At 35.1% G+C, this 22,363-nt stretch carries 11 protein-coding genes; 10 read left to right on the forward strand and 1 reads right to left on the reverse strand.

Annotated features, from left to right (window positions below; genetic code table 11):
* Position 1: 1 nt before the first annotated feature.
* The 10 genes from CHF41_RS05795 to CHF41_RS05840 all read left to right on the forward strand — a co-directional run bounded on the left by CHF41_RS05795 (position 2) and on the right by CHF41_RS05840 (position 21,012).
* A complete protein-coding gene (locus CHF41_RS05795) occupies positions 2–2,125 on the forward strand; it encodes a CHAP domain-containing protein (RefSeq protein WP_119876398.1) in 2,124 nt (707 codons plus the stop codon).
* A gap of 12 nt (positions 2,126–2,137) precedes the next feature.
* Positions 2,138–2,377, forward strand: a complete 240-nt coding sequence (locus CHF41_RS05800) for a hypothetical protein (RefSeq protein WP_000711921.1) — start codon at positions 2,138–2,140, stop codon at positions 2,375–2,377.
* Positions 2,352–3,905: a CD1107 family mobile element protein gene (locus CHF41_RS05805; protein WP_119876399.1), complete on the forward strand. Its 1,554-nt coding sequence runs from the start codon at positions 2,352–2,354 to the stop codon at positions 3,903–3,905. The genes CHF41_RS05800 and CHF41_RS05805 overlap by 26 nt, the downstream gene beginning before the upstream one ends.
* A gap of 97 nt (positions 3,906–4,002) precedes the next feature.
* The gene (locus tag CHF41_RS05810; RefSeq protein WP_119877147.1) at positions 4,003–5,709 is read left to right on the forward strand and encodes a DNA topoisomerase 3; all 1,707 of its coding nucleotides are present in this window, start codon (positions 4,003–4,005) and stop codon (positions 5,707–5,709) included.
* An 83-nt stretch (positions 5,710–5,792) separates the two neighbouring features.
* Positions 5,793–5,972, forward strand: a complete 180-nt coding sequence (locus CHF41_RS05815; protein ID WP_006268472.1) for an AbrB/MazE/SpoVT family DNA-binding domain-containing protein — start codon at positions 5,793–5,795, stop codon at positions 5,970–5,972.
* Between the two features lie 18 nt (positions 5,973–5,990).
* Positions 5,991–7,409 carry an AlbA family DNA-binding domain-containing protein gene (locus CHF41_RS05820; protein ID WP_119876400.1) on the forward strand — a complete coding sequence of 473 codons (1,419 nt, stop codon included), beginning with the start codon at positions 5,991–5,993 and terminating at the stop codon, positions 7,407–7,409.
* Positions 7,410–7,494: 85 nt separating this feature from the next.
* Entirely contained in the window at positions 7,495–16,221 is an 8,727-nt protein-coding gene (locus tag CHF41_RS05825) for a helicase-related protein (protein ID WP_119876401.1), read from the forward strand.
* A 42-nt stretch (positions 16,222–16,263) separates the two neighbouring features.
* Positions 16,264–16,923, forward strand: a complete 660-nt coding sequence (locus CHF41_RS05830; protein ID WP_119876402.1) for a single-stranded DNA-binding protein — start codon at positions 16,264–16,266, stop codon at positions 16,921–16,923.
* A gap of 123 nt (positions 16,924–17,046) precedes the next feature.
* Positions 17,047–17,253 (forward strand): helix-turn-helix domain-containing protein, encoded by a 207-nt coding sequence (locus CHF41_RS05835; RefSeq protein WP_119876403.1) that lies wholly within the window; start codon positions 17,047–17,049, stop codon positions 17,251–17,253.
* A 9-nt stretch (positions 17,254–17,262) separates the two neighbouring features.
* Positions 17,263–21,012, forward strand: coding sequence for a YobI family P-loop NTPase (locus tag CHF41_RS05840; RefSeq protein WP_206269749.1), 3,750 nt, complete (start codon positions 17,263–17,265; stop codon positions 21,010–21,012).
* Positions 21,013–21,031: 19 nt separating this feature from the next.
* Here the strand turns inward: CHF41_RS05840 and CHF41_RS05845 are convergent, their stop codons facing one another.
* A complete protein-coding gene (locus tag CHF41_RS05845; RefSeq protein ID WP_119876404.1) occupies positions 21,032–22,363 on the reverse strand; it encodes a relaxase/mobilization nuclease domain-containing protein in 1,332 nt (443 codons plus the stop codon).

Below are 22,363 nucleotides of genomic sequence, written 5' to 3' on the forward strand. Positions count from 1 at the left end.
TATGGATGGGAAGCTGAAAAAAGATTTTAGAGAAAGACATAAGGCAAGCCTTGAAAGAGAAATGCTAAAAACTGAAACAAGCTCCGTACCTGAAGAAAGTAAGCTAAAGCATAGCGATGATTACAGAGGAAAAATCGTCCATGATAAAGAAAGATTTCAGGATAAGGTACATGAAAAGATAAGTAAGGTAAGCTCTGATAATGAGCAAGCACAGGGGACTTCCAAAAGAAATACAAAGCATAGAGCTTCTGATAAGGGAAGTGTAAATGAAGCAGGAAAGGCTGACTATGATACTGAGGTAAAGAACGGGAAAATCTATGATTTTTTAGGACAAGACCTTGATAATGATGGAATCATAGACAGATACGATAATGATTTTAGGGACAGCGACTACTTTGAATCAACCTATGATGTAGAGGATAATCTACCTCAAAAAGAAAAATCATTAGAAAATCCCTCTAAAAATCATAAGGCTCAAAAGAATAAGTATAAAAGGAAAAACTATTCCGAAAGCCTCTATACAAGAAAAAAGGACGATGTACCAAAAGAGAATAAGCCTGAAGGTAAAAAGACGGGGAAAGATGTTGCAGGCGAAAAAGAAAATATCAGCTTATCAAAAGACCAAAAGAAAAAGGTAAAGAAAGATATGGTAAAAGTGTCTGCCCTGTCAGGACTTGCTAAAGGAAGTGAAACCGTAAGAGATTACCTTTCTCATGGAAGCGATGAAAATCAAGGCGTAGAAGCAGGAGAAAAGACGGCGGACGCAAGTTCCAAGCTCATTCATGATATTAAGAGATACTCAGATAAGAAAAGAGCTAAAAAAGGATATGACCTTACAAATAAGGACTATAAAATCAGAAAGCGTAAATCCAAGTTGGAGTTTCGTGATGCCAAAGAGGAGCTGAAAAAGACAGATGAGTATAAAAGAGCAAGTGCCTATAAAAGATTTCAAAAGAAAAATCAGGTAAAGGCAGCGATTTCTCGTGAGAATAAGTCAAGACTCAGAGATCGGATTAAAGAGGGGCTTATCGGAACACTGAAAAGCTCAAAGGATATGATTATCCGAAAAGCCAAAGGACTAATGCTTATCTTCGTAGGTATCATCATCTTAGGAACTTTTGTGATTAACTTTGCAGGAACAGGCATGACAGGCTTTATGAACTCTACAAGCTCTGTCCTTACAACAAGCTATTTATCAAAGCCAAATGTTCTAAGTGAAATCAATCAGAAGTTTTCTGATATGGAGAGTGAGCTTCAAAGTGAAGTTGATCATGTAGAAGAAAATTATCCCGGATATGATGAATATATCTTAAACAACACAGAGTACATCGGTCATAATGTCCATGAGCTTTTATCCTACATTACATCAAGGTGCGGAGAGGTAAAGAGTGTATCGGAAGTAGAAACCATATTAAAAGAATTGTTTGAGTCCATGTATGACCTTGAGTACAGGGAAGAAATTGAAATCAGATACAGGACAGTTACAGAAACCTATACCGATGAAGATGGCAATAAATATACCGAAAGCCACGAAGAGCCTTATGAGTATAAAAAGCTCATTGTAACGCTTCATAAAAGGGAGATGGACAGCATTATCCGACAGGTCTTTGCAAACTATCCAGATAATCTAAAACACTATGAAGCCTTATTCCTTGCTCAAGGAAATATGGGAGAAGTCTTTGGAAATTCTGACCTTATCAGTGCAAATGGCGGTGTAGGTGGTGGAAAAGAATATGAGGCATCTACGGAGATTCAAAAGAAGATTGTTAATGCTGCATATATTACACCATCTCCGGGTGCAGGCTGGTGTGCTATGTGGGTATCGCAAGTTTACCAAAATGCAGGACTTGGATATATCGGAGGAAACGCTAATGATATGTATCGAAACTATACCTTTACATCCGACAGATCAAAGCTCAAGGTAGGAATGCTTGTAGCGGTAGAAAGCAGCAGTAGCGGAAGCACAGCAGGACTTACTTATGGTCATGTCGGAATCTACATCGGGGACGGTAAGGTTATTGATAACATCGGTTATATAAGAGTAACTACCTTAGATGATTGGATTGCGACTTTTTGTAAACACCATCCGGTAGGCTTTGGCTTTCCGCCAAATGTAAACAGATAAGGAGGGAACAATGTGAAAAAAGAACTGACAGCAGTAAAAAACAGAATAAAGAAGTTAAAGGATAAAAAGGCTCTGATTGATGAAGAATTGGAGCCTTTATTTATTCGTGAAGAAGAACTTGAAAATGAAGAAATCATTGCCATTTGCAGAAAGAACAACATCACAATTTCTGATTTGATGGCAAAGGTAAACAGAGAAAAAGCAGAACTGAAAAAGGAGAGGACAAATGAAAACCAGTTTGAAAAAGAATAATAAGTTTTGGACAGCAGCACTTGCAGTAATTGTAAGTATTAGCTGTATTTTAGGACTTTGGACGGTTGTTTACGCTCAGGAGCAAAGATCTGAAGCTCCTACAAAAAACGAAGCTGTCCAAACGGAAGTTGAAGTAAATGTAAAGTATATCTTTGAAGATGAAAAGGTCTTTAAGGAAGAAAAGATAAAGGCTGAGAAAGGACAGCTTCTTGATAGCGGAGATCTTCCAATGCTCCCTGATGATATGAAATTTATTGATGAATTTCTATTTTATGAAGTAAAGGGAGATGGAAATGATGAGATTATCCGTAAGGTAGCAAAGACTGAGCTTAAAGATAAACAAACTCAAACAGAAGAAGAAAAGCCAAAGCAGGACACAAGCACGCAGACGGAAGATAAAAAGACGGAAAATAAGGGAACGCAGACAGAGCTTTCTAAAGACGATATTTCAAAAATGGAAAAAGAGGCTAAGGAGCTTCAGGAAAAACTTGATAAGTTAAATGGTGAAATCAAGGATAAAGACAAACTAAGCGATAAGCAGAAAGAAAAAATCAAAGACCTTGAAGATGAGATTGAAAGTCTGAAAGAAAAAATGAAGAAAGATAAGGGAAATAAGGACTTATCCGAAGATATGAAAAAGGAAATAGATAAGCTGACTGACAAGGTTAAAGAGCTTGAAAAAAAGGCTGCGGAAACAAATAAAGCTCCTGTAACATCACAGTCAATTACACCGATTAGTCCGATTTCGGGAATTAAGACAAGCTCAGGCATTTCTCCTCAAACACCACAGACTTCTGTAAGTAGTTCCGGTAAAGGTTCATCTGATACAGTAAGCTCAGGTAATACTACAAAGGATACAAGCAAAACAGAAGTAAAGGAGAAAGAAAAGGAAGTTCGTTATCCCAATAAGCTGACAGCAAAAGCACCTGCTAATAACAGCGGTAAGGATTCATCTATGGATGCTGCAAGTAAAAGTGTAAATACCAATAAGGGTGTAGCTTCCGCTCCGTCAAAGGCAAGAGGAACTGTTACGGAAAATAAGGACAATGCGAATAATGATTATCCGATTCATCATGGAGATAGCAGCGATAACAAAGAAACGGATATGTATTCAGCCGATGCAAGGCAGTTTATTACCTTTCAAACGAAAAACGGTAAGACTTTTCATCTTATCATCAACCACGATGAGAATAGTGAGAATGTAATGCTTCTTACAGAAGTATCCGAAGATGATTTGCTTAACATGGTAGAGAAAAAAGAAGCTCCAAAGCAGGAGATTGTAAAAGAAGAACCTGTAAAGGAAGAAGTAAAGCCTGAGAAAAAAGAAGAAAAGAGTAATTTAGGAACATATATTATTCTGCTTCTTGTTGTAGGCGGAGCATTGGGAGCAGGATACTACTTTAAGGTTGTAAAAAAGAAAGAAGATAAGGAGCTTGAAGCATTAGAGGAAGAAGATGATGATTTCTTTTCTGAAGCTGAAAGCGAAGAAGAAACAAATGATGTAGATGAAGTAGAAGATGAGCAGTAATGCTGCACCAAAAATAATACAGTATTTGGTGCGAAATCAAGGGCGGGAGAGTAATATCTTTCGCCCTCTTATATTGAAAATAGGAGGAAGTATAGAAATGAAGTTAGTCATTGCAGAAAAGCCAAGTGTTGCAATCTCCATTGCAAAGGTTATTGGAGCAAATAAAAAGAAAGACGGATATTATGAGGGAAATGGATATAGGGTTTCTTGGTGTGTTGGTCATTTAATTCAGATGGCAAATCCGGATGCTTACGATAAAAAGTATGCCAAGTGGAATATGGCTGATTTACCGATTATTCCAAGCGAATACAAGTATGAGGTGGCAAAGTCTACTAAAAAGCAGTTTAACATCCTTAAAAAGCTTACGAATGATAAAGAGATTGATATGGTTATCAATGCTTGTGATGCTGGGCGTGAGGGAGAAGCAATTTTTAGATTGGTATATAATCAGACAAATTGCAAAAAGAAGATGAAACGCCTTTGGATTTCTTCAATGGAAGATAGTGCCATTAAAGAGGGATTTGATCATCTAAAAGACGGAAAGGACTATGAAAATCTCTTTGAATCGGCACAGGCAAGAGCCGTTGCGGACTGGTTAGTCGGAATGAACATTAGTAGGTTATATTCTTGTCTGTATAAGCAAAATTACAGTGTTGGCAGAGTGCAGACACCTACCCTTGACATGATTGTAAAAAGAGATGATGAGATAGCAAATTTTAAGAAAGAAAAATACTATACAGTGGAGCTATCTATGGATGGCTTTAGACTTTCGACTGATAGAATTGATGATGAAATAGCAGCAGAGCAACTTTTAAATTTAGTAGGCGATAAGATTGAAATTACCGATGTCATTCAAAAAGAAAAAATCACTAAGCCTGATTTACCTTTTGACCTTACAACACTTCAAAGAGAGTGCAATAAGTATTTTGGATATAGTGCCAAGCAGACGCTTGATTATGCTCAAAGTCTATATGAGAAAAAGCTCATCACTTACCCAAGAACGGATAGCAGATGTTTAACAGAAGATATGATTGTGAGTACGGTCAATAATATTTTAGGAAAGAACGACTTTGATACAGAGCGTATCAAGACGGTGTTTAACTCAAAAAAGGTTACAGATCATCATGCGATTATCCCGACAGTAAGCTCGCTGAGTGAAGATTTATCAGGTTTTCCTGAGAGTGAAGCAAAGGTATATAGGCTTATTTTTAATAAGCTTCACGCAAGTGTGGGCTATCCATTAGTGGAAAACACAACAAAGATTGTAGTTTTATTTGACGGCTTTGAATTTACAAGTACCGGTAAGGTAATTAAAGATGAGGGGTTTAGCAAGTATTTGAAAGAATATATGACTAAAAAAAGTGGAGATATAGTTTTGCCGGATGTAAGTGTAGGGGATGTACTTGCTATTGAAAGTAAGGAAGTTAAAGAAAAATATACCCAACCTCCGAAGCACTTTACTGAAGATACGCTTCTAAAGTCTATGGAGATTGCAGGAAATGAAGCCTTAGAAAAAGGTGTAGAAGTGGAAAGAAAAGGACTTGGAACACCTGCAACAAGGGCAGGAATTATAGAAAATCTAATTTTTAAGGGATTTATAGAAAGGGATAAGAAAAATCTTATAGCTACACATAAAGGAATTAGCCTTGTAACGATTGTAGCTGATAATTTTAAGTCGGCGGAAACTACTGCAAAGTGGGAAATGGAGCTATCAGATATTGCTCAGGGGAAATCTTCAAAAGAGGATTTTTTAGAAGCGATTGAAAATGAGATAAAAGAAGCTGTTCTGACATATAGCAAATAAGTAGGGACTAATCTCAGAGTAGAAAAAATATCTTAAAAGTGCTATAATCTTTTGTAGGAAAAGTAGGGCGAAAGGAATTAGGCATGAAAGATATATTTATGGATACTGCTAAAGTTATGTCAAAAGGACAGGTTACTATTCCAAAGAGGATTAGAGAACTTTTGAATTTAGAAAATGGGGACTATGTTACTTTTGTAGTCAATAAAGATAGAGTTGAAATTCAAAATTCCAATGTTTTTATCGAAGAAAACATTAAGAAGTAAAGGTGGTGAAATGACTATATGACGATAGATGAAATAAAGAAGTTAATTCAAGTCGGAGAAAAGATAGATGTCGAATTTAAAGAATCAAAAAATGCTTTAACCAAAGATGTCTTTGATACAGTATGTTCTTTCAATAATAGAAATGGAGGACATATTTTACTTGGTGTAAATGATAAAAGAGAGATTGTTGGTGTTAGCAAAGACAAAGTTGATAAAGTGATTAAGGAATTTACTACGGCAATCAACAATTCGCAAAAGATGTATCCACCACTTTATTTGCTACCGGAAACTTTTGAAATTGAGGGAAAACAAGTTATTTATATCAGAGTTCCTGAAGGTTATCAGGTATGCAGACATAACGGAAGAATTTGGGATAGGTCTTATGAAGGAGACATCAATATCACGGACCATGCAGAACTTGTCTATAAGCTATATGCAAGAAAGCAAGGAAGCTATTTTGTGAATAAAGTATATCCGAATCTCGATATTGATTTTCTTGATGCTTCTGTCATTGATAAGGCTAAGAAAATGGCTGTTTCCCGAAATAAAAATCATGTTTGGAAAAATATGAGTAATGAGGAGCTTCTTAGAAGTGCAAATCTCATTCTGACAGATCCGGAAACAAAGCGTGAAGGAATTACATTAGCTGCTATTTTGTTATTTGGAAAAGACAACTCTATTATGTCCGTTCTTCCACAGCATAAAACTGATGCGATATTTAGAGTTGAAAACAAGGATAGATATGACGATAGAGATGTTGTCATAACAAATCTGATTGATAGCTATGACAGACTTATAGAATTTGGACAGAAGCATTTGAATGATTTATTTGTCTTGGACGGAATTGTAAATGTCAACGCAAGAGATAGGATACTCAGAGAAATAGTTTCCAATACGCTAGCTCATAGAGATTATTCAAGTGGTTTTCCTGCAAAGATGATTATTGACGATCAGAGGATTACGGTTGAAAACAGCAACTTGGCTCATGGAATGGGAGCTTTAGATTTGCAGAAGTTTGAGCCATTTCCCAAAAATCCTGCTATATCTAAAGTTTTCAGAGAAATAGGTCTTGCGGATGAACTTGGTTCAGGAATGCGAAATACCTACAAGTACACACAGCTTTATTCAGGAGAAAACCCGCTATTTGAGGAGGGGGATATATTCAGGACGATTATTCCTCTAAAGAAGATAGCGACACAAAAAGTTGGTGGAGGGAATGTCCCTCAAGATGTCCCTCAAGATGTCTCTCGAATGTCCCTCGAAGAAATTGAAAACATAATCAAAGATATGATTAAAGGGGACAATAGAGTGAGCCGTAAAGATATAGCTGTGGTATTAGGCGTTAGTGAAAAAACCATTACAAGATATATAAAAGACATTCCTAATATTAAGTATGTTGGTAAAGGGAAAAATGGTCATTGGGAATTGAATGAATAGAATTAAGTTGCAATACACAGAATCAAAAGGTGATTAGAGTAAAATCTAACCACCTTTTTTGTTTGGAAAAAAGAAGGAGGTAAAAATGCGAATAAATGATTTTCATAACATTTTGGAGCTTGTAAAACAAGATGTTTTGCGAAGTGAAGCAGAATACTTGAAGCTCTTAAAGGTTGTCGGAAATAATCAAAGATACGACTTTAGAAGTCAGTTAAGTATCTATGATAGAAATTCTGAAGCGACAGCCTGTGCCAAGTTCGACTATTGGAGGGAACGCTTTAACCGTACTGTTATGAGGGGACAAAAAGGTATCCCCATTTTAGAGGACTATGGCACATACAAAAAAGTGGCATATATATTTGATATAAGTCAGACGGTTTCAAGAAACAGGGATGTCAATGAGGTCAATCTTTGGAGATTTGATAAGGAAGCTCATAGGGATGTCTTAAAGGAAATGATAAAAAATGAGGGCTATGAGGAAAGTGAAAGCACCTTAGAAAATATCTTTTCTTTAAGCAGGCTTTACGGAGATGAAAAGATAGATAGCCTTATGAATGAGCTTAGAATAGCTGATGAAGATAGAATATCCTTTACTAAATTTGTGAGAGACTCAGTGAGTTATGCAGTAGCTTCAAGATTTAAGGTAGACTATCCTATGGATAATGAGCTTCTAAAGGAAAACTTTGCAATGCTTGATAGCATTTCCCTTATGAGCTTAGGTGAAACCGTATCGGATATTAGCGGAAAGATTATTGATGAAACCATTCAAAAAAGCAAAGAGCTTGAGCTTAAAAAAGAAGTTTTAAGAGGTAAAGAAGCAGGATATAATAGGATTAAAGAAGAAATTGCGAAAGGAGATAATGATGTACTTCGACGAGATGATCAGGAAAGAAATGAAAACGAGCGAGTTCTCAGAACTGGAGAGTACGGACGAGATAATAGAGAAAATCAGGGAGAATACGCTAAACAGCTTGGAGGAACAGACGGACTTCATAAGGGAGTATCCGAATCCGACCTACGCAGTGATGAGGCTCACTTACCTTTCACAGAGCGAGGAGCAGAGCTACTTCGAGATGTTAGTGGATTTATACAAAGAGAAGAAACTGACCAAGCACCTGATGGATATTCAGAAACAGGCGATAGAATTTATGAGAACGGAGAAGCCGAAACTAATGACAGCTTGGAAGATAGAGGACAAGAACGATCCGCAGTATGGGGCGATGATTTCAGCTCTGAAGGAAATGACGATCAAGGAAGTAGTGGAAATTTAAAAGATAATACGGAGGTAGAGATAAGAGAAGCTGATAAGGCTTCTTTTTCTTTACCCGAAAATTCATATGGACAGATGAGGCTTACCATTCCATTAACTCAGAGGGATATAGATACTGCCCTTATTAACGGAGGAAATCACGATGGAAGTAGACTTCCTGTTATTGCAGAGTTTTCTAAAGGAAAAAGTAATGGAGAATTGGGAGAATACCTCAAAGATAGATTTAGAGGAGGAAACGGATTTTACATTGATGAAAGAGAAGTATCTTCTTGGTATTCGGATAAAGGCATTCATTTAGCTTACGGTACATCGTCAAGAGAAGATGATACGCAAATTTTAAGTTGGAGTGATGCTGCAAAGAGGATAAATGAGCTTCTTGATAATGGGGAGTTTGCTACAAATGTAGAGATTTCTGAGGCTCTTGATTATGAAAGAGATAGGATTTCAGAGTCTTTATGGTATCTAACGCATGATTTAAGCGAAGAAGGACAAGGATATTTTGAACTATTGAAAACAAGTGGAAGAGGTTTTCTGGAAGAAACGAAAAGATTATCCGAAGCATTAAAAAATCCTGAATGTCTGAAAGAGATAATCAAAGAATACAGCAGGTTTTTAGAAGGATACAAAGAAAACAGAAATGTATTAAGGTTTCACTATCACAAGCTAGATAGCCTTTATCAGAAGTTGCAAGAACTTGAGCTGCCACGAAAGGAATATAGTACCAATCTGACAGAGCGTCCAAAAGTAAAGCCCTTTATTACAGAAGATGAAGTTCTTGAAAGCCTTTCAAGAGGAAGTGGTGTCGATAGGGGAAAAGAGAGAATTACAAAGTTTTTCAAAGAAAATCATACTTTGCAGGAAAAAGCCAATTTCTTAAAAGACGAATATGGCATCGGCGGAAGAAGTCATGCAGTATCAAGTGCAATGGGAAGTGATGAGTGGCATGATGCAAAGGGACTTAAATTACAGAAGAATGATTGTAATGATGTGTTCCTTACTTGGTCAAGTGTGGCAAAGCATATAGAGGAGCTGCTTTCTAAAAATCTTTATCTTGAAGAAAAGAAAACAGAAAGTAAGTCAGAGATAGAAGAAGCAAAAGCACCACAATATTATTCTAAAGATGATCCTGAAAATCTAATGACCGATGAAATGCTTGAAAGAGTCCCTGAGCTTTATTCACAGGAGGATGTAGCATTAGCTGACAAGCAAGTTCATGCTGCATATATCATTCCGTTTAGAAGTAATTGGACTTGGTATATGACGGAATATGACAGGGAAAGCGGTGATGCCTTTGGACTTGTGTTAGGATTTGAGCCTGAATGGGGATATTTCAATCTTGAAGAATTAAAGGAGTTAAATGCCCAGAGGCTAATTTTAGAAGATTTTCCAAAGACCTTTAGAGAACTTAAAGATACGGAACTTAAAAAGCAGATGGATGAGCAGGAGCTTCAAGCGATATTTAACGGAGAGCTTAGCTTTGAAGATAAAGAAGAACTTGAAATATCTGAAGAAGTAGAAGAAAGAGTAGCTGTAACACCTGTTCAAGGAACGCTATTTGATTACCTCAAAGAAAGAGAAGAAGTAGAGCTTAACGAAGAAAAGGAAAGCCTTTCAGATGAATTTGCAGTTAAAGAGGGCGATACCGTCTATTTTAATCATGAAGAATATACTGTAAGAGAGATTGCTAAAAATCAAATCACAGAAAGAAATGACTTATGGCTTGATCCGGTAAGAAGTGGAAACCATCAAATACCAATTGTAGCATTTGATGATAATGAGAGCTTATTAAAGCAGATAAGCATTGAAAGACCAAACTTTATCGTTGGAGACGAAGTTAAATACAAGGACAAAGCCTATACCATCACAAGATTTGATGATATGGGAAATAATCTAAAGACAGTAACGGTTAAGGATAATATGGAATATCTTGGCGGCATGATAACAGGCTCCGATGTAATTCCTTATCATCTTGAAATCGACCTTGAGAGGGTATTTGAAAATCTGACATATAAAAAGCCTGAAACTATTGTTAAAGAAAGTGAACTAAAGAAAGCAGAAGCTCATAACTTCAAGATTACGGAAGAAACACTGCCTGAAAAGTTATCTCCAAGTGAAAGATTAAATAATAACCTTGAAGCAATTTCCATGCTTAATCGAATTGAAAAAGGAGAGCGAGAGCTTGACAGTATCGCTCAGGAAGTTTTAGCAAATTATGTCGGATGGGGTGGACTTGCTGATGTATTTGACGAAAGTAAAGAGGGACAATGGGAAGTTGCAAGAAACTTCTTAAAAGAAAATTTATCACCAGCTGAATATGAAGCTGCAAGGGAGTCAACCTTAACAGCCTTTTATACACCGAAAACCGTTATTGACGGAGTGTATAGGACACTTACAGGTATGGGATTTAAGAGTGGAAATATACTTGAACCAAGTATGGGCATCGGAAACTTTATAGGAAATCTTCCTGATGAAATGAGTAGGTCTAAGTTTTATGGTGTAGAGCTTAATTCTATAAGCGGTAGGATTGGAAATCTACTATATCCTGAAAGTGATATACAGATTAAGGGACTTGAAGAAACTACCTTTTCCAATAACTTCTTTGATGTAGCAATCGGAAATGTTCCCTTTGGAGAATATAAGGTAAATGACAGGGAGTATAACAAAAATAACTTCCTGATCCACGATTATTTCTTCGCCAAGTCCATTGATAAAGTAAGAAATGGTGGTATTATCGCCTTTATCACATCAAGTGGCACAATGGATAAAAAGGATGAAAGTGTCAGACGATACCTTGCAGCAAGAGCAGAGTTTTTAGGGGCAATCAGACTTCCAAATGATACCTTTAAGGGCGTAGCCGGAACAGAAGTAACCTCAGATATTATATTCCTAAAGAAAAGGGACAGTATCAGAGAAAGAGATGAGGACTGGATCCACCTTGCTGAAGATGAAAATGGTCTTACCTATAACAAATACTTTGTAGATCATGCTGAGATGGTGCTTGGAAGTATGGAGGAAGTATCGGGAAGATTTGGAAATACCCTTGCTTGTCTACCGAAAGAAAATACGGACTTAAAGGAATTACTTGCAAAAGCAAGTGAAGAAATCTCTAAAGATGCAAAGTATGAAGAAATAGAGCTACTTGATGATGAAATCAGCACAATACCCGCAACGGACGATGTCAAGAATTTCTCCTACACCATTATTGATGATGAAGTGTATTACAGAGAAAACTCACTTTTCGTAAAGAAAGAAATAACGGATAAAAACAAGGAAAAGATTAAAGACTACCTTGAACTGAACAACGCCTTAAAGGATGTTATTTATAAGCAAAAGGAAGATTTTTCTGATGATGAAGTAAGGAAAGCTCAGGAGAAGTTAAATGAAGTTTATGACAGTTTTTCTAAAAAGCATGGGTATGTCAATAACCTTTCTAACACCAGAGCCTTAAAAGAAGATAGTAACTTCCCGCTTGTTTCCTCCATTGAAATTCTTGATGAAGAAGAAAACTTTAAGGCAAAGGGAGATATTTTCTCAAAAAGAACAATCACAAAGGCAAAGACAATCGACCATGTAGACACTTCCCTTGAAGCTCTTGTGTTATCTATATCTGAAAAAGGTTATGTGGACTTTGACTATATGGGAAGTCTTACAGGAAAAGACAGACCGACTTTGATAGAAGAACTTAGGGGAGAAATTTACCTAAATATCAGAGAGGAACAAAACTTTTATAGACCATTATCCTTTAACCCTGAAGATGGGGATTTACCTTTTGCTTGTGCAAATGGCAGCAATTCATATAAATATGGCTATGTAACAAAAGATGAGTACCTATCAGGAAATATCAGAGATAAGATTGCGATTGTTGACAGTTATCTTTCTAAGCTGAGACAAAAGGAAAGAGAGCTGCCTCATCTTGGCTATGCGGAAGATGGCAAAGAAAAAGAACTGATAAGCTATGAGATGAACCGATTGGAATACCAAAAGGCAGAGCTTACCAAAGTTTTACCAAAGGAGCTTGAAGCAAGTGAAATCAATGTAAGACTTGGTGCAACTTGGATACCGATAAAAGATATTGAAAAGTTTATCTTTGAAACACTGAAAACTCCGGGCTGGGCAAGATGGGATATTAAGGTTAAATTTTCAAATCTCACAAGCGAATGGAATATTGAGGGAAAAAGCAAAGACAGAGGAAATGACCTTGCTGAAATGACTTACGGTACATCAAGGGTAAGTGCCTATAAGCTGATTGAAGATGCCTTAAACCTTAAAGAAACAAAGGTATTTGACCAGATAGTAAATTCAGACGGCTCAAAAACTTCTGTGCTAAATAAAAAAGAAACCATGCTTGCAGGGCAAAAGCAGGAGCTTCTAAAAGAAGAATTTAAAAACTGGATATTTAACGATCAGGAAAGAAGAAACAGACTTGTAAAACTGTATAATGAGCGTTTTAACTCTATCCGAAATCGTGAGTATGACGGAAGTAAGCTATCTTTTGAGGGAATTAATACGAAAATAGATTTAAGACCTCATCAGAAAAATGCTATTGCAAGAAGTTTGTATGGTGGAAATACGCTGCTTGCTCATGTGGTAGGTAGTGGAAAGACTTTTGAAATGGTGGCTTCCGCAATGGAATCTAAAAGGCTTGGGATGTGTTCTAAGTCTTTATTTGTTGTACCGAATCACCTGACAGGTCAAATCGGTCGTGAGTTTATGCAGCTATATCCGTCGGCTAACATCATGGTGGCAGATAAAAAAGACTTTGAGCCGAAAAACCGTAAGCGTTTCATCGGTAGAATTGCGACGGGAGAATACGATGCCGTTGTTATCGGGCATACGCAATTTGAAAAAATTCCGATGAGTAAGAAATATCAGGAAAAGCATATTCAGGATCAGATTGATGAAATCATAAACTATGTTGAGGAATATAAGCATGATAGAAATCAGAACTTTACGGTAAAACAGCTTGAAAAGACAAAGAAAAAACTTGAAACAAGGCTTGAAAAATTAAATGATGATTTTAAGAAAGATGATGTCATAACCTTTGAGGAATTAGGCGTTGATAAGCTTTTTATCGACGAAGCACATGGCTACAAAAATCTCTATCTTTACACAAAAATGAGGAATGTAGCAGGTATTGGTCAGTCTGAAGCCTTTAAGTCTTCCGATATGTTTATGAAGTGTAGATACATGGACGAAATGACAGGTGGTAAAGGGATTGTCTTTGCCACAGGAACGCCTGTATCAAATTCTATGACTGAGCTTTATACTATGCAGCGTTATCTTCAGTATGAGAGCTTAAAGAAAAATAATCTGGAGCATTTTGATAGCTGGGCTTCTACCTTTGGTGAAACACAGTCTGCCTTTGAATTATCTCCGGAGGGAACAGGGTATAGGGTAAAAACAAGATTTTCAAAGTTCTATAACCTGCCGGAGCTTATGTCTATGTTTAAGGAAGTTGCAGATATTCAAACAGCGGATATGCTTAATCTTCCAACACCTGAAGCACACTATGAAGTTATTAAGACCTTGCCGAGTGAGGAGCAAAAGGAAATCCTAAAGAGCCTATCCGAAAGAGCTGATGATGTTAGAAATAGAGTGGTAGAACCTGATGAAGATAATATGCTGAAGATTACCAATGACGGCAAGAAACTTGCTCTTGACCAAAGACTGATCAATCCTCTGCTACCCGATAATCCTGACAGCAAGGTCAATGTATGCGTAAAAAATGTGTTTGCCATTTGGGATAAGACAAAAGAAGATAGGTCAACACAGCTTCTATTTTCCGATATGTCAACTCCAAAAGGCGATGGAGAGTTTAATATCTATGATGATATTAGAGATAAACTTGTTGCAATGGGGATACCAAAAGAAGAAATAGCCTTTATCCATGAAGCTAATTCGGATAAACAAAAAGACGAACTCTTTGCAAAGGTAAGAAAGGGAGATGTGAGGATATTACTCGGTTCAACACAGAAAATGGGAGCCGGCACGAATGTTCAAAATAAGCTGATTGCACTTCATGATTTAGATGTCCCATGGCGTCCTGCTGATTTAGAGCAGAGAGCAGGAAGAATTGTTCGTCAGGGAAATGAAAATAAAGAGGTTAATATCTATCGTTATGTAACGGAGAATACCTTTGATGCGTACCTTTGGCAGACCATAGAGAATAAGCAGAAATTCATTTCTCAGATAATGACCAGCAAAACACCTGTCAGAGTGGCGGAAGATGTGGACGAAAGCTCACTTAACTATGCAGAGATAAAAGCGTTAGCTACTGGTGATCCAAAGATTAAGGAAAAGATGGACTTGGATAATGAGGTTACAAAACTTAAAATGTTGGAAGTAAACTACAAGTCAAATCGCTATCGTCTGGAGGACAAGGTGGCTAAAAACTATCCAGAAGAAATAGCAAGGACGGAAAAGTTAATTGAGGCTATAAAGAAAGACATATCAGAGATTGAGCCACAAGGAGAAGGCGAAAATAAATTCACTTCGATAACCATAAAGGGAGAGAAGATATTTGATAAAAAGATTGCGGGAGAAAAGTTACTTGAAGCTATCAAGACCGTAAAAATCAATGAAAGCAAGATTATAGGAAAGTATAGAAATATGGACTTGGAAGTCAGCTATAACTTCTTTACCAATGCTCATGATTTCAGCCTAAATGGTGTTGTAAAGCATTCAGGAGAGCTTGGAACAAGTGCAGACGGTAATATTACAAGACTTGATAATGCCCTTGAGAAAATGCCTGAAAAACTGAAAAGACTGGAGGAGAAGCTTACAAGTACAAAAGAGCAGCTCGAAAATGCCAAAGAAGAACTCAAAAAGCCTTTTGAAAAAGCTGATGAATTAAAGAGTAAGGTGCTTCGCTTGGCAGAACTGAATAAGCTCCTTGATATGGGTGATGTGGAAGAAAAGAGAAATGACAATCCTCTTGTAGAAGATGTAAAAAGGGCAATCATTGATTTTTGTAACAGAGAGTATGAAGAAAATCATAGCTACGATGAGTTTGATGCTCTATATCCTGACTTAAAGCATATAGGAATTGCCTATACCAACACGCCGGATGAAAGACACAGTATTCAATATGAGCTTAATTTAGAGGAGAAAACTTGGACACAGTACATTGATGATACTCCTATCAAGACAGAGAGCTTTGACTATGAAAACAAGGGAGAGAATGAAGCTCTAAGGAATATGAAAAATGAAATTGAGTTATCCTCTTTTGAAGATTTAACCTATGTAGATTCAGAGAACTTAAAAGTAGCACTTGGGCTTGATATTGATGATGAAGGTAACTTTTATGATCCACTTGCAAAAGACCTCGATAATGACGGTATTTCTGATAGGTATGACAATGACTTTAAGGACAGCGACTATTTTGAGTCAACCTTTGATGTGGAAGATAATGTTCATAGTAAAGGAGAAACTACACAAAAATCAGAGGATAAGCCGTCTATTTTAGGTCAGATAAGAGCCTATCAAAATGAAAGTAAAGCAGAAGAAAAACAAATTACAAAAGAACAGGAATATGTACGATAAGGGAGCGAAAAGCTCCCTTTGACCATGAAAGGAGATAAAAACATGGATTACAAAACAATGAGAGATAGAATTGAAGATATGGTAAATGATAGTCATAAGGACTTTGTTAAGGCGGTTATCAGCATGGAAAAAGGTATCAACGATGAAAGTGCATTAGATAAGCTATATGACGCTTATATGGACAATGACAGTCTGAATTTACTGCATGAGGAATTTGATTACATGATTGAGGATTTAAGGGAACAGGGACAGATAAAAGACCTGCCTTATGTTCAGGAAGAAAAAGACAATCTTATAAATATTGTTGGAAATATCGTTGGAGAGGTCTATCTGGTTGAAAGAGAAAACAAGAATGGAGAAGCCTTTAAGGTGGCAAATTTCTCTGTTGTATCTAAAGATGATGAGGGAAATAAGGTGTATCATAATTGCTCCGCATACGGAGAAAAGAGCGATATCCTTAAGAACTTTAAGCAGGGTGATTTTGTGAAGCTCTTTGGACAGATTAGAACTTCTATTGATGATAACGGTAAGGAACATACGAATATTAGGATACTTTCCTCAAAGCTCTTAAAGGCAAAAGAGCAGATGAAAGGACAAGAAGAAAAGAAAGAATCTGTTCTTGGAGCTATCAAGAAATATCAGGCTGAAGATAAGGAAAAGCCAAATGAAAAGAAAGAAGCAAGCAAAGAAGCTGAGAGATAGATATATGATCGGTGTGGCCTTAGGACTGCACCGATTATTTTTTTGTGCAATAGCCAAAAGATATAATTTATGTTATAATTTATGTACAAAAAATCCAATAAGTTGGAATTTGGAGGGATAATAATGAAATTTAACTACAATGGTTTATGGAAATTATTGATAGATAAGAATATGAAAAAGAAAGATTTAATTGATAGGACAGGAGTTTCACCAACAACAGTATCAAAGATGGCTAAAGGTGAAGCAGTGTCTCTTTCTATTCTTGGCAAAATTTGTGAGGAATTAAATGCGGATATAGGAGATTTAATTTGCATTGATAAAGAAAGATAGGAGATGTAGATGATGGAAGATATAACACATAATAAATTCAGTGCACTTACTCCTGAAGTGTTAAAAGAAAACAAGCGAATATATACGGAAGCACTTGATTATGCTTTCAGTAATAGTGATATAAAAAATATCGCTATTACTGGTATATATGGTGCAGGAAAAAGTACAGTATGGAATACTTATGTTCATAAAAAAGGATTAAGTAATGTAATTACAGTTTCTTTGGGAAAATATAAAAATCATATTAAGGATGATGATAGATATTCAGATTTAGATGGTATTGAGGATAATCATAGTAATGAAAATCAAAAAACAGACGATATAGACGATTACAATAGAGTGGAAAGACAACTCATCAATCAAATATTATCTCAGATAGAATCAAAGAAAATACCACTTAGTAAATATGGTTTTAAATCAAATAAAAGCATTCTGAATATATGCTTACAGTCATTGGCGTTTCTATCAATAATATGTTCAATACTTCTTTGGATAACGAGAGATACTTTTATATCTTTTGTTAATGAGTCGTATAAAAATTTCAATGGTATATCATTGATGCTTTTATGTGCCTTGTTGTTATTTGTACCACTGTTTTATTATTTGTATATATTCAATAGAGGGAACAAATTTAAAATTTCTAAAATTACATTCAAAGGTGCGGAAGCAAATATTAATGATAGTAATAGCGATGAGTCAGTGTTAGATAGAGATATTAAGGAGTTAGTTTACTTACTGAGAAGTTCTAATTCAAAGATTGTTGTTTTTGAAGATCTAGATAGGTATGATAATGCATCTATTTACACAAAGTTGAGAGAGCTCAATTTTCTGTTAAACAAATATGTAAAAGTAAACGATGAAAAGGAAGCTCCGATAAGATTTATATATATGCTTAAGGACAGTTTATTTTACTCTAAAAACAGAACTAAATTCTTCGATTTCATTTTACCGATAGTCCCTGTGGTAGATTCAAAAACATCAGAAAATGAGCTTATTGAACTTTTGAAAGAAGTAGAGAATGCTCCTGATAGAAGTTTATTGGCTGATATTTCTTTATATGTTGATGATATGAGGCTTCTAAAAAATATAGTTAATGAGTATATTGTGTATTCTAAAATTATACCATTAGGAAAGATTGATTTGGAGAGTAATAAGTTATTTGCACTTATTACTTTAAAAAATATATTCCCAAATGAGTTTGATCTTTTGCAGGAAGATAAAGGATTTATAAGAACTATATTTGATGAGTTAGAGTCCAATAAGAAAAAAGTTGTTAGTAATCTTAAACAGAAGCTGGAAAAAATCGATGAGAATATTAAATTTATAAATAGTAGAATTGAAAATGATAAGTTTGAAGCAATGGCATTAATGATTTCGACTGATGTAAGACCATATAATAATCAATATAAAACAATGACACAGTTTCTAAAAGATTGGAGTCAAACACCTGATAATAGCGTTAGTATTCAGTATCCAAGCGGAACTCAATCTTATACTTATAATAATTTTGTAGATAGATATATTCTAACTGATGATGAAAAGAAAGCGTTGGTTGGAAAGTTCCCGGAAGACTTCTCTGTTGAAATAAATAAACTTAATTCGGATAGAGAAAAAATTAAAAAACAAATCAAAGATATTGATATATATAGTTATAAAGAAATAATTTCTACATTAACCACTGAACAAAGGGATGAGCTTTTTTCAATTACTGGATTTGATATTGTAGAAAGCCATTATTTTCCTCTAATTAGATTTTTGATTGTAGATGGATTGTTGGATGAAACATACTGGTACTATAAAGGAAACTTTAATGTAGATACATCAAATGTATTAAAACGCAATGATACGATCTATATGAAAGGACTAAAGGAAAGTAAAACCCTTGATATTTTTTTGGATGTCGAAACACCTAATGAGATAATAGGCCGTTTAAAATTATCTGATTTTAGTCGTTTCAATATATTGAATAAAAAAGTATTTAAGACTTGTTTAGAGCAAAAACAAACTGAAAAGGTAGTAGCTATCGTTGATTCTGTTGATATAAATGACAACTATAAGGATTTGCTAAAAATTTTAGATGAATTTGACTTAGACATAGTAAGAATTTATTCTAATATGTTATTGGGAAATAATGTGGATAGACTTGTTAATACTTTGGAATTCTGCGAAGATGAAAACATTGAAACCTTCAAAAATATACTGATTTCAGTTTTAACAAATAAAACTATAGATTTAGCTAACTTGATTAAATTTAAGGAATATATAGAACAAAATGAGAATATAATATCTTTAATACCTGATGAAGAATATGATGTTTTCATTGATAATATTCGTTCTGCGGGTATTGAGTTTGAAGATGTGTCAGAAGCAAATTGTGATAAAGTGAGATTGGAGGGTATTGAGCAGGTTCATGCATATAAGCTGAATGTTAGAAATTTACTGTTTATAACTGAAACAATATTAGAAAAGACCATAAACTACGGTAGTTTGTTGAGTGATATTTATAATTCTTGGCAATTGTCATCAAGCAAGGAGTATATTGAGGACAATTTTTCGAGCATTATATCTGACTATATAGATGAAAACAAGAGCGAAAAAAATTATACTAACAATGAGGAGATACTATTAAGAATTCTTAATTCTGATATCTCTGATGAATATAAATTAGAGTATGTAGAGAAGAATGAAACAGCAATTTCAAAGTTAACTGATCTACAAGATAACTCTGTAACGACTAGAATACTTGATTACTTATTACGAAAAAATAAGGTTAAGTTCTGCTCAGATAATGTCGCTTCATATTGGAATATGATTGAAGAATATAGTGATGATTTCGTTGAATATCTCAATAACAACTTGGATGAAGATAATAATGAAGATATATTGAAAAATAATATTTCTGTTTGTAATACCTTCATAAATAGTCCATTTGTGAATGATAAAATTTTTGCATTTGTCATAAAGTATGCAGACGAACCGATAAGCAATGTCAATCATGAACTAACACAGAATAGAGTAAATACTTTAGTTCACCAGAGATTGATTGAAGTGACAGAAAAGAATATTGAAACATTATGGAATAACTCATATTATGCCGAATTGATTTTGCTGGCAAATTATGATGACGATGAGGTAGAGGAAATTGTTATAAATACGCTTTTAAAATATGAGCTTTCTGATGAATTGATATATGGTTTAGTTAATAGTGATATTGCGGATATAAATTCTATGAAGCTAATAGATTTAATAAAAGATAGTGTCCTAGTTGAAAGGATAAATACAACTAAAAAAACTATCATAGAATATATTATAAAGGGAGATTTGTCTTCCACAAATATTAACTATATATGTAAATCCTTTAAACTGTTTGAGTTAAAAGATGAGTTTATAGAGTCATTAGATGATGAAGATAAATTGGAGGATTTAGAAGACGAAAATCTCAATGAAATTTTTATGCAATATGTACTAAGCTCATCAGATATCAAATTAAGTACCAAAGTATCTTTGATTTTAACTAAGATTAAAAATGGATTAAGTGTTAATGTTCTGAAAGGCTATATATCATCTGTAAGAGAAATATCAGACTTATCTAATGTTTGGGAGAATAAACAGCCTTTGTTGGATAATTCCTATAAGGATACAGTGGGACAGGCATTAACAAAATTTGGATATACTAGATTACGTAAAAATAAAGATTATCCTAGAATCATGCTTTCGAGGAAACAAAATAAGACAAAGCTAGATGATTATTTGCTGTAAATAGTTGGCAAGGAGATGGCTATCTCTCCATCTCCTTGCCCATATAAATTCCATAGTTTTTGCGTATCTTGTAAAGCTCGTCCATAGTAGATTTTGAGGAAGAATACTCTTGCATAAGGGTATTCTTTTTTTCTTGTAATTTATCAAGTTTGGCTAAAATATCCTTTGAATTTGGAAACTTGGAATAGAATTTTTTAAGCTCAGAAAGGGCAGTTTCATATAGAATAATTTGAGCTTTATACTCTTCAAAAAATGCATTATCTGACGGATTAGCCTTATATTCCTTGTAGTATTGCCTGTATTTTTTGACGGTATGAACTTGTTCCATAGTGGCAGAAAGTTCCTGCATTTCTTTATCAATAGCCTTGATTTTGTGCTGTAAATTTTGTCTTTCATCGGCTGCTTTCTGGATGTAATCATCAAGCTGCTTAACAGATTTAATGCCTTGTTCTCTAAGGAAGATAACAGACTCAGCCATTGTATTAAGGTTATGTTTGGTTGCCCAATACTCATAGCCTTTGCTTTCTTTTACTTTCATATTGGTGTTCATATCAATAACATTGCCAATGCGTTTTTTGACAACATAGGTTTTAATAGATGATCTTTCTGCAAGGCGTTCTTTTAATCTTTCTTCAGTATAATCTTCTCCGATTGTTTTGGCTCTGGTAAATCTCGGCTTATCTTTTGGCTTAAAAGCAATATGTTTGCCATACTTAATTTCATAGCCGAGTTCGGTCATTTTCTTTAGAAATTCATCCCAATCCTTAGACTGTTTTATCATTCTGTCAATATCAAATTGAAGCCTACTTTTCCAAGAAGTGCCTTTCTTTGCCTGTTCATTTTCGTACCAAGACTTACCGTTAGTCTTATATTTTTTCTTATAGCTTTCGTAAAATTCATCAATGACAGAAAGGTTATTTTCTTTGCATAACTTATCGCTCTGATACCTGATTTGATGATAGCTTCTTTTGTTAGATTGATAGCATTTGCCCGTTACCATATTTACATTGTTGAAGATGATGTGATTGTGAATATGTCCTTTGTCTATGTGGGTAGATAAGACAAATTCATACTCATCTTTGAGTATCTTTTTGCACAGCTCCATGCCGATCTGATGAGCTATTTCGGGACTTGTTTCTCCCGGTAAAAAGGATTGAATGAGATGTCTTGCAAGAACAGTTCCCTTTGTTCCTGCATCATTTCGTGTTCTTAAAAAATGAGTATGAGCAGTTGACTCATGGCATTTATGCGTGCTGACTAAAATCTGCTCGTCTGTTTTATCTCCATTTACAATGTATTCGATAGCAAGATTAAGGGTCGATTTGATAGGGTGTATTTTTGTGATTGCCAT

This window comes from Streptococcus respiraculi, from assembly GCF_003595525.1.
Taxonomy (GTDB): domain Bacteria; phylum Bacillota; class Bacilli; order Lactobacillales; family Streptococcaceae; genus Streptococcus; species Streptococcus respiraculi.

What these genes read in the sequence shown, in the direction of transcription:
- CHF41_RS05805 (WP_119876399.1), top strand. Translation starts at nt 2,352, where the DNA reads ATGAAAACCAGTTTGAAAAAGAATAATAAGTTTTGGACAGCAGCACTT.
- CHF41_RS05825 (WP_119876401.1), top strand. Translation starts at nt 7,495, where the DNA reads ATGCGAATAAATGATTTTCATAACATTTTGGAGCTTGTAAAACAAGAT.
- CHF41_RS05795 (WP_119876398.1), top strand. Translation starts at nt 2, where the DNA reads ATGGATGGGAAGCTGAAAAAAGATTTTAGAGAAAGACATAAGGCAAGC.
- CHF41_RS05845 (WP_119876404.1), bottom strand. Translation starts at nt 22,363, where the DNA reads ATGGCAATCACAAAAATACACCCTATCAAATCGACCCTTAATCTTGCT.
- CHF41_RS05815 (WP_006268472.1), top strand. Translation starts at nt 5,793, where the DNA reads ATGAAAGATATATTTATGGATACTGCTAAAGTTATGTCAAAAGGACAG.
- CHF41_RS05810 (WP_119877147.1), top strand. Translation starts at nt 4,003, where the DNA reads ATGAAGTTAGTCATTGCAGAAAAGCCAAGTGTTGCAATCTCCATTGCA.
- CHF41_RS05835 (WP_119876403.1), top strand. Translation starts at nt 17,047, where the DNA reads ATGAAATTTAACTACAATGGTTTATGGAAATTATTGATAGATAAGAAT.
- CHF41_RS05830 (WP_119876402.1), top strand. Translation starts at nt 16,264, where the DNA reads ATGGATTACAAAACAATGAGAGATAGAATTGAAGATATGGTAAATGAT.
- CHF41_RS05840 (WP_206269749.1), top strand. Translation starts at nt 17,263, where the DNA reads ATGATGGAAGATATAACACATAATAAATTCAGTGCACTTACTCCTGAA.
- CHF41_RS05820 (WP_119876400.1), top strand. Translation starts at nt 5,991, where the DNA reads ATGACGATAGATGAAATAAAGAAGTTAATTCAAGTCGGAGAAAAGATA.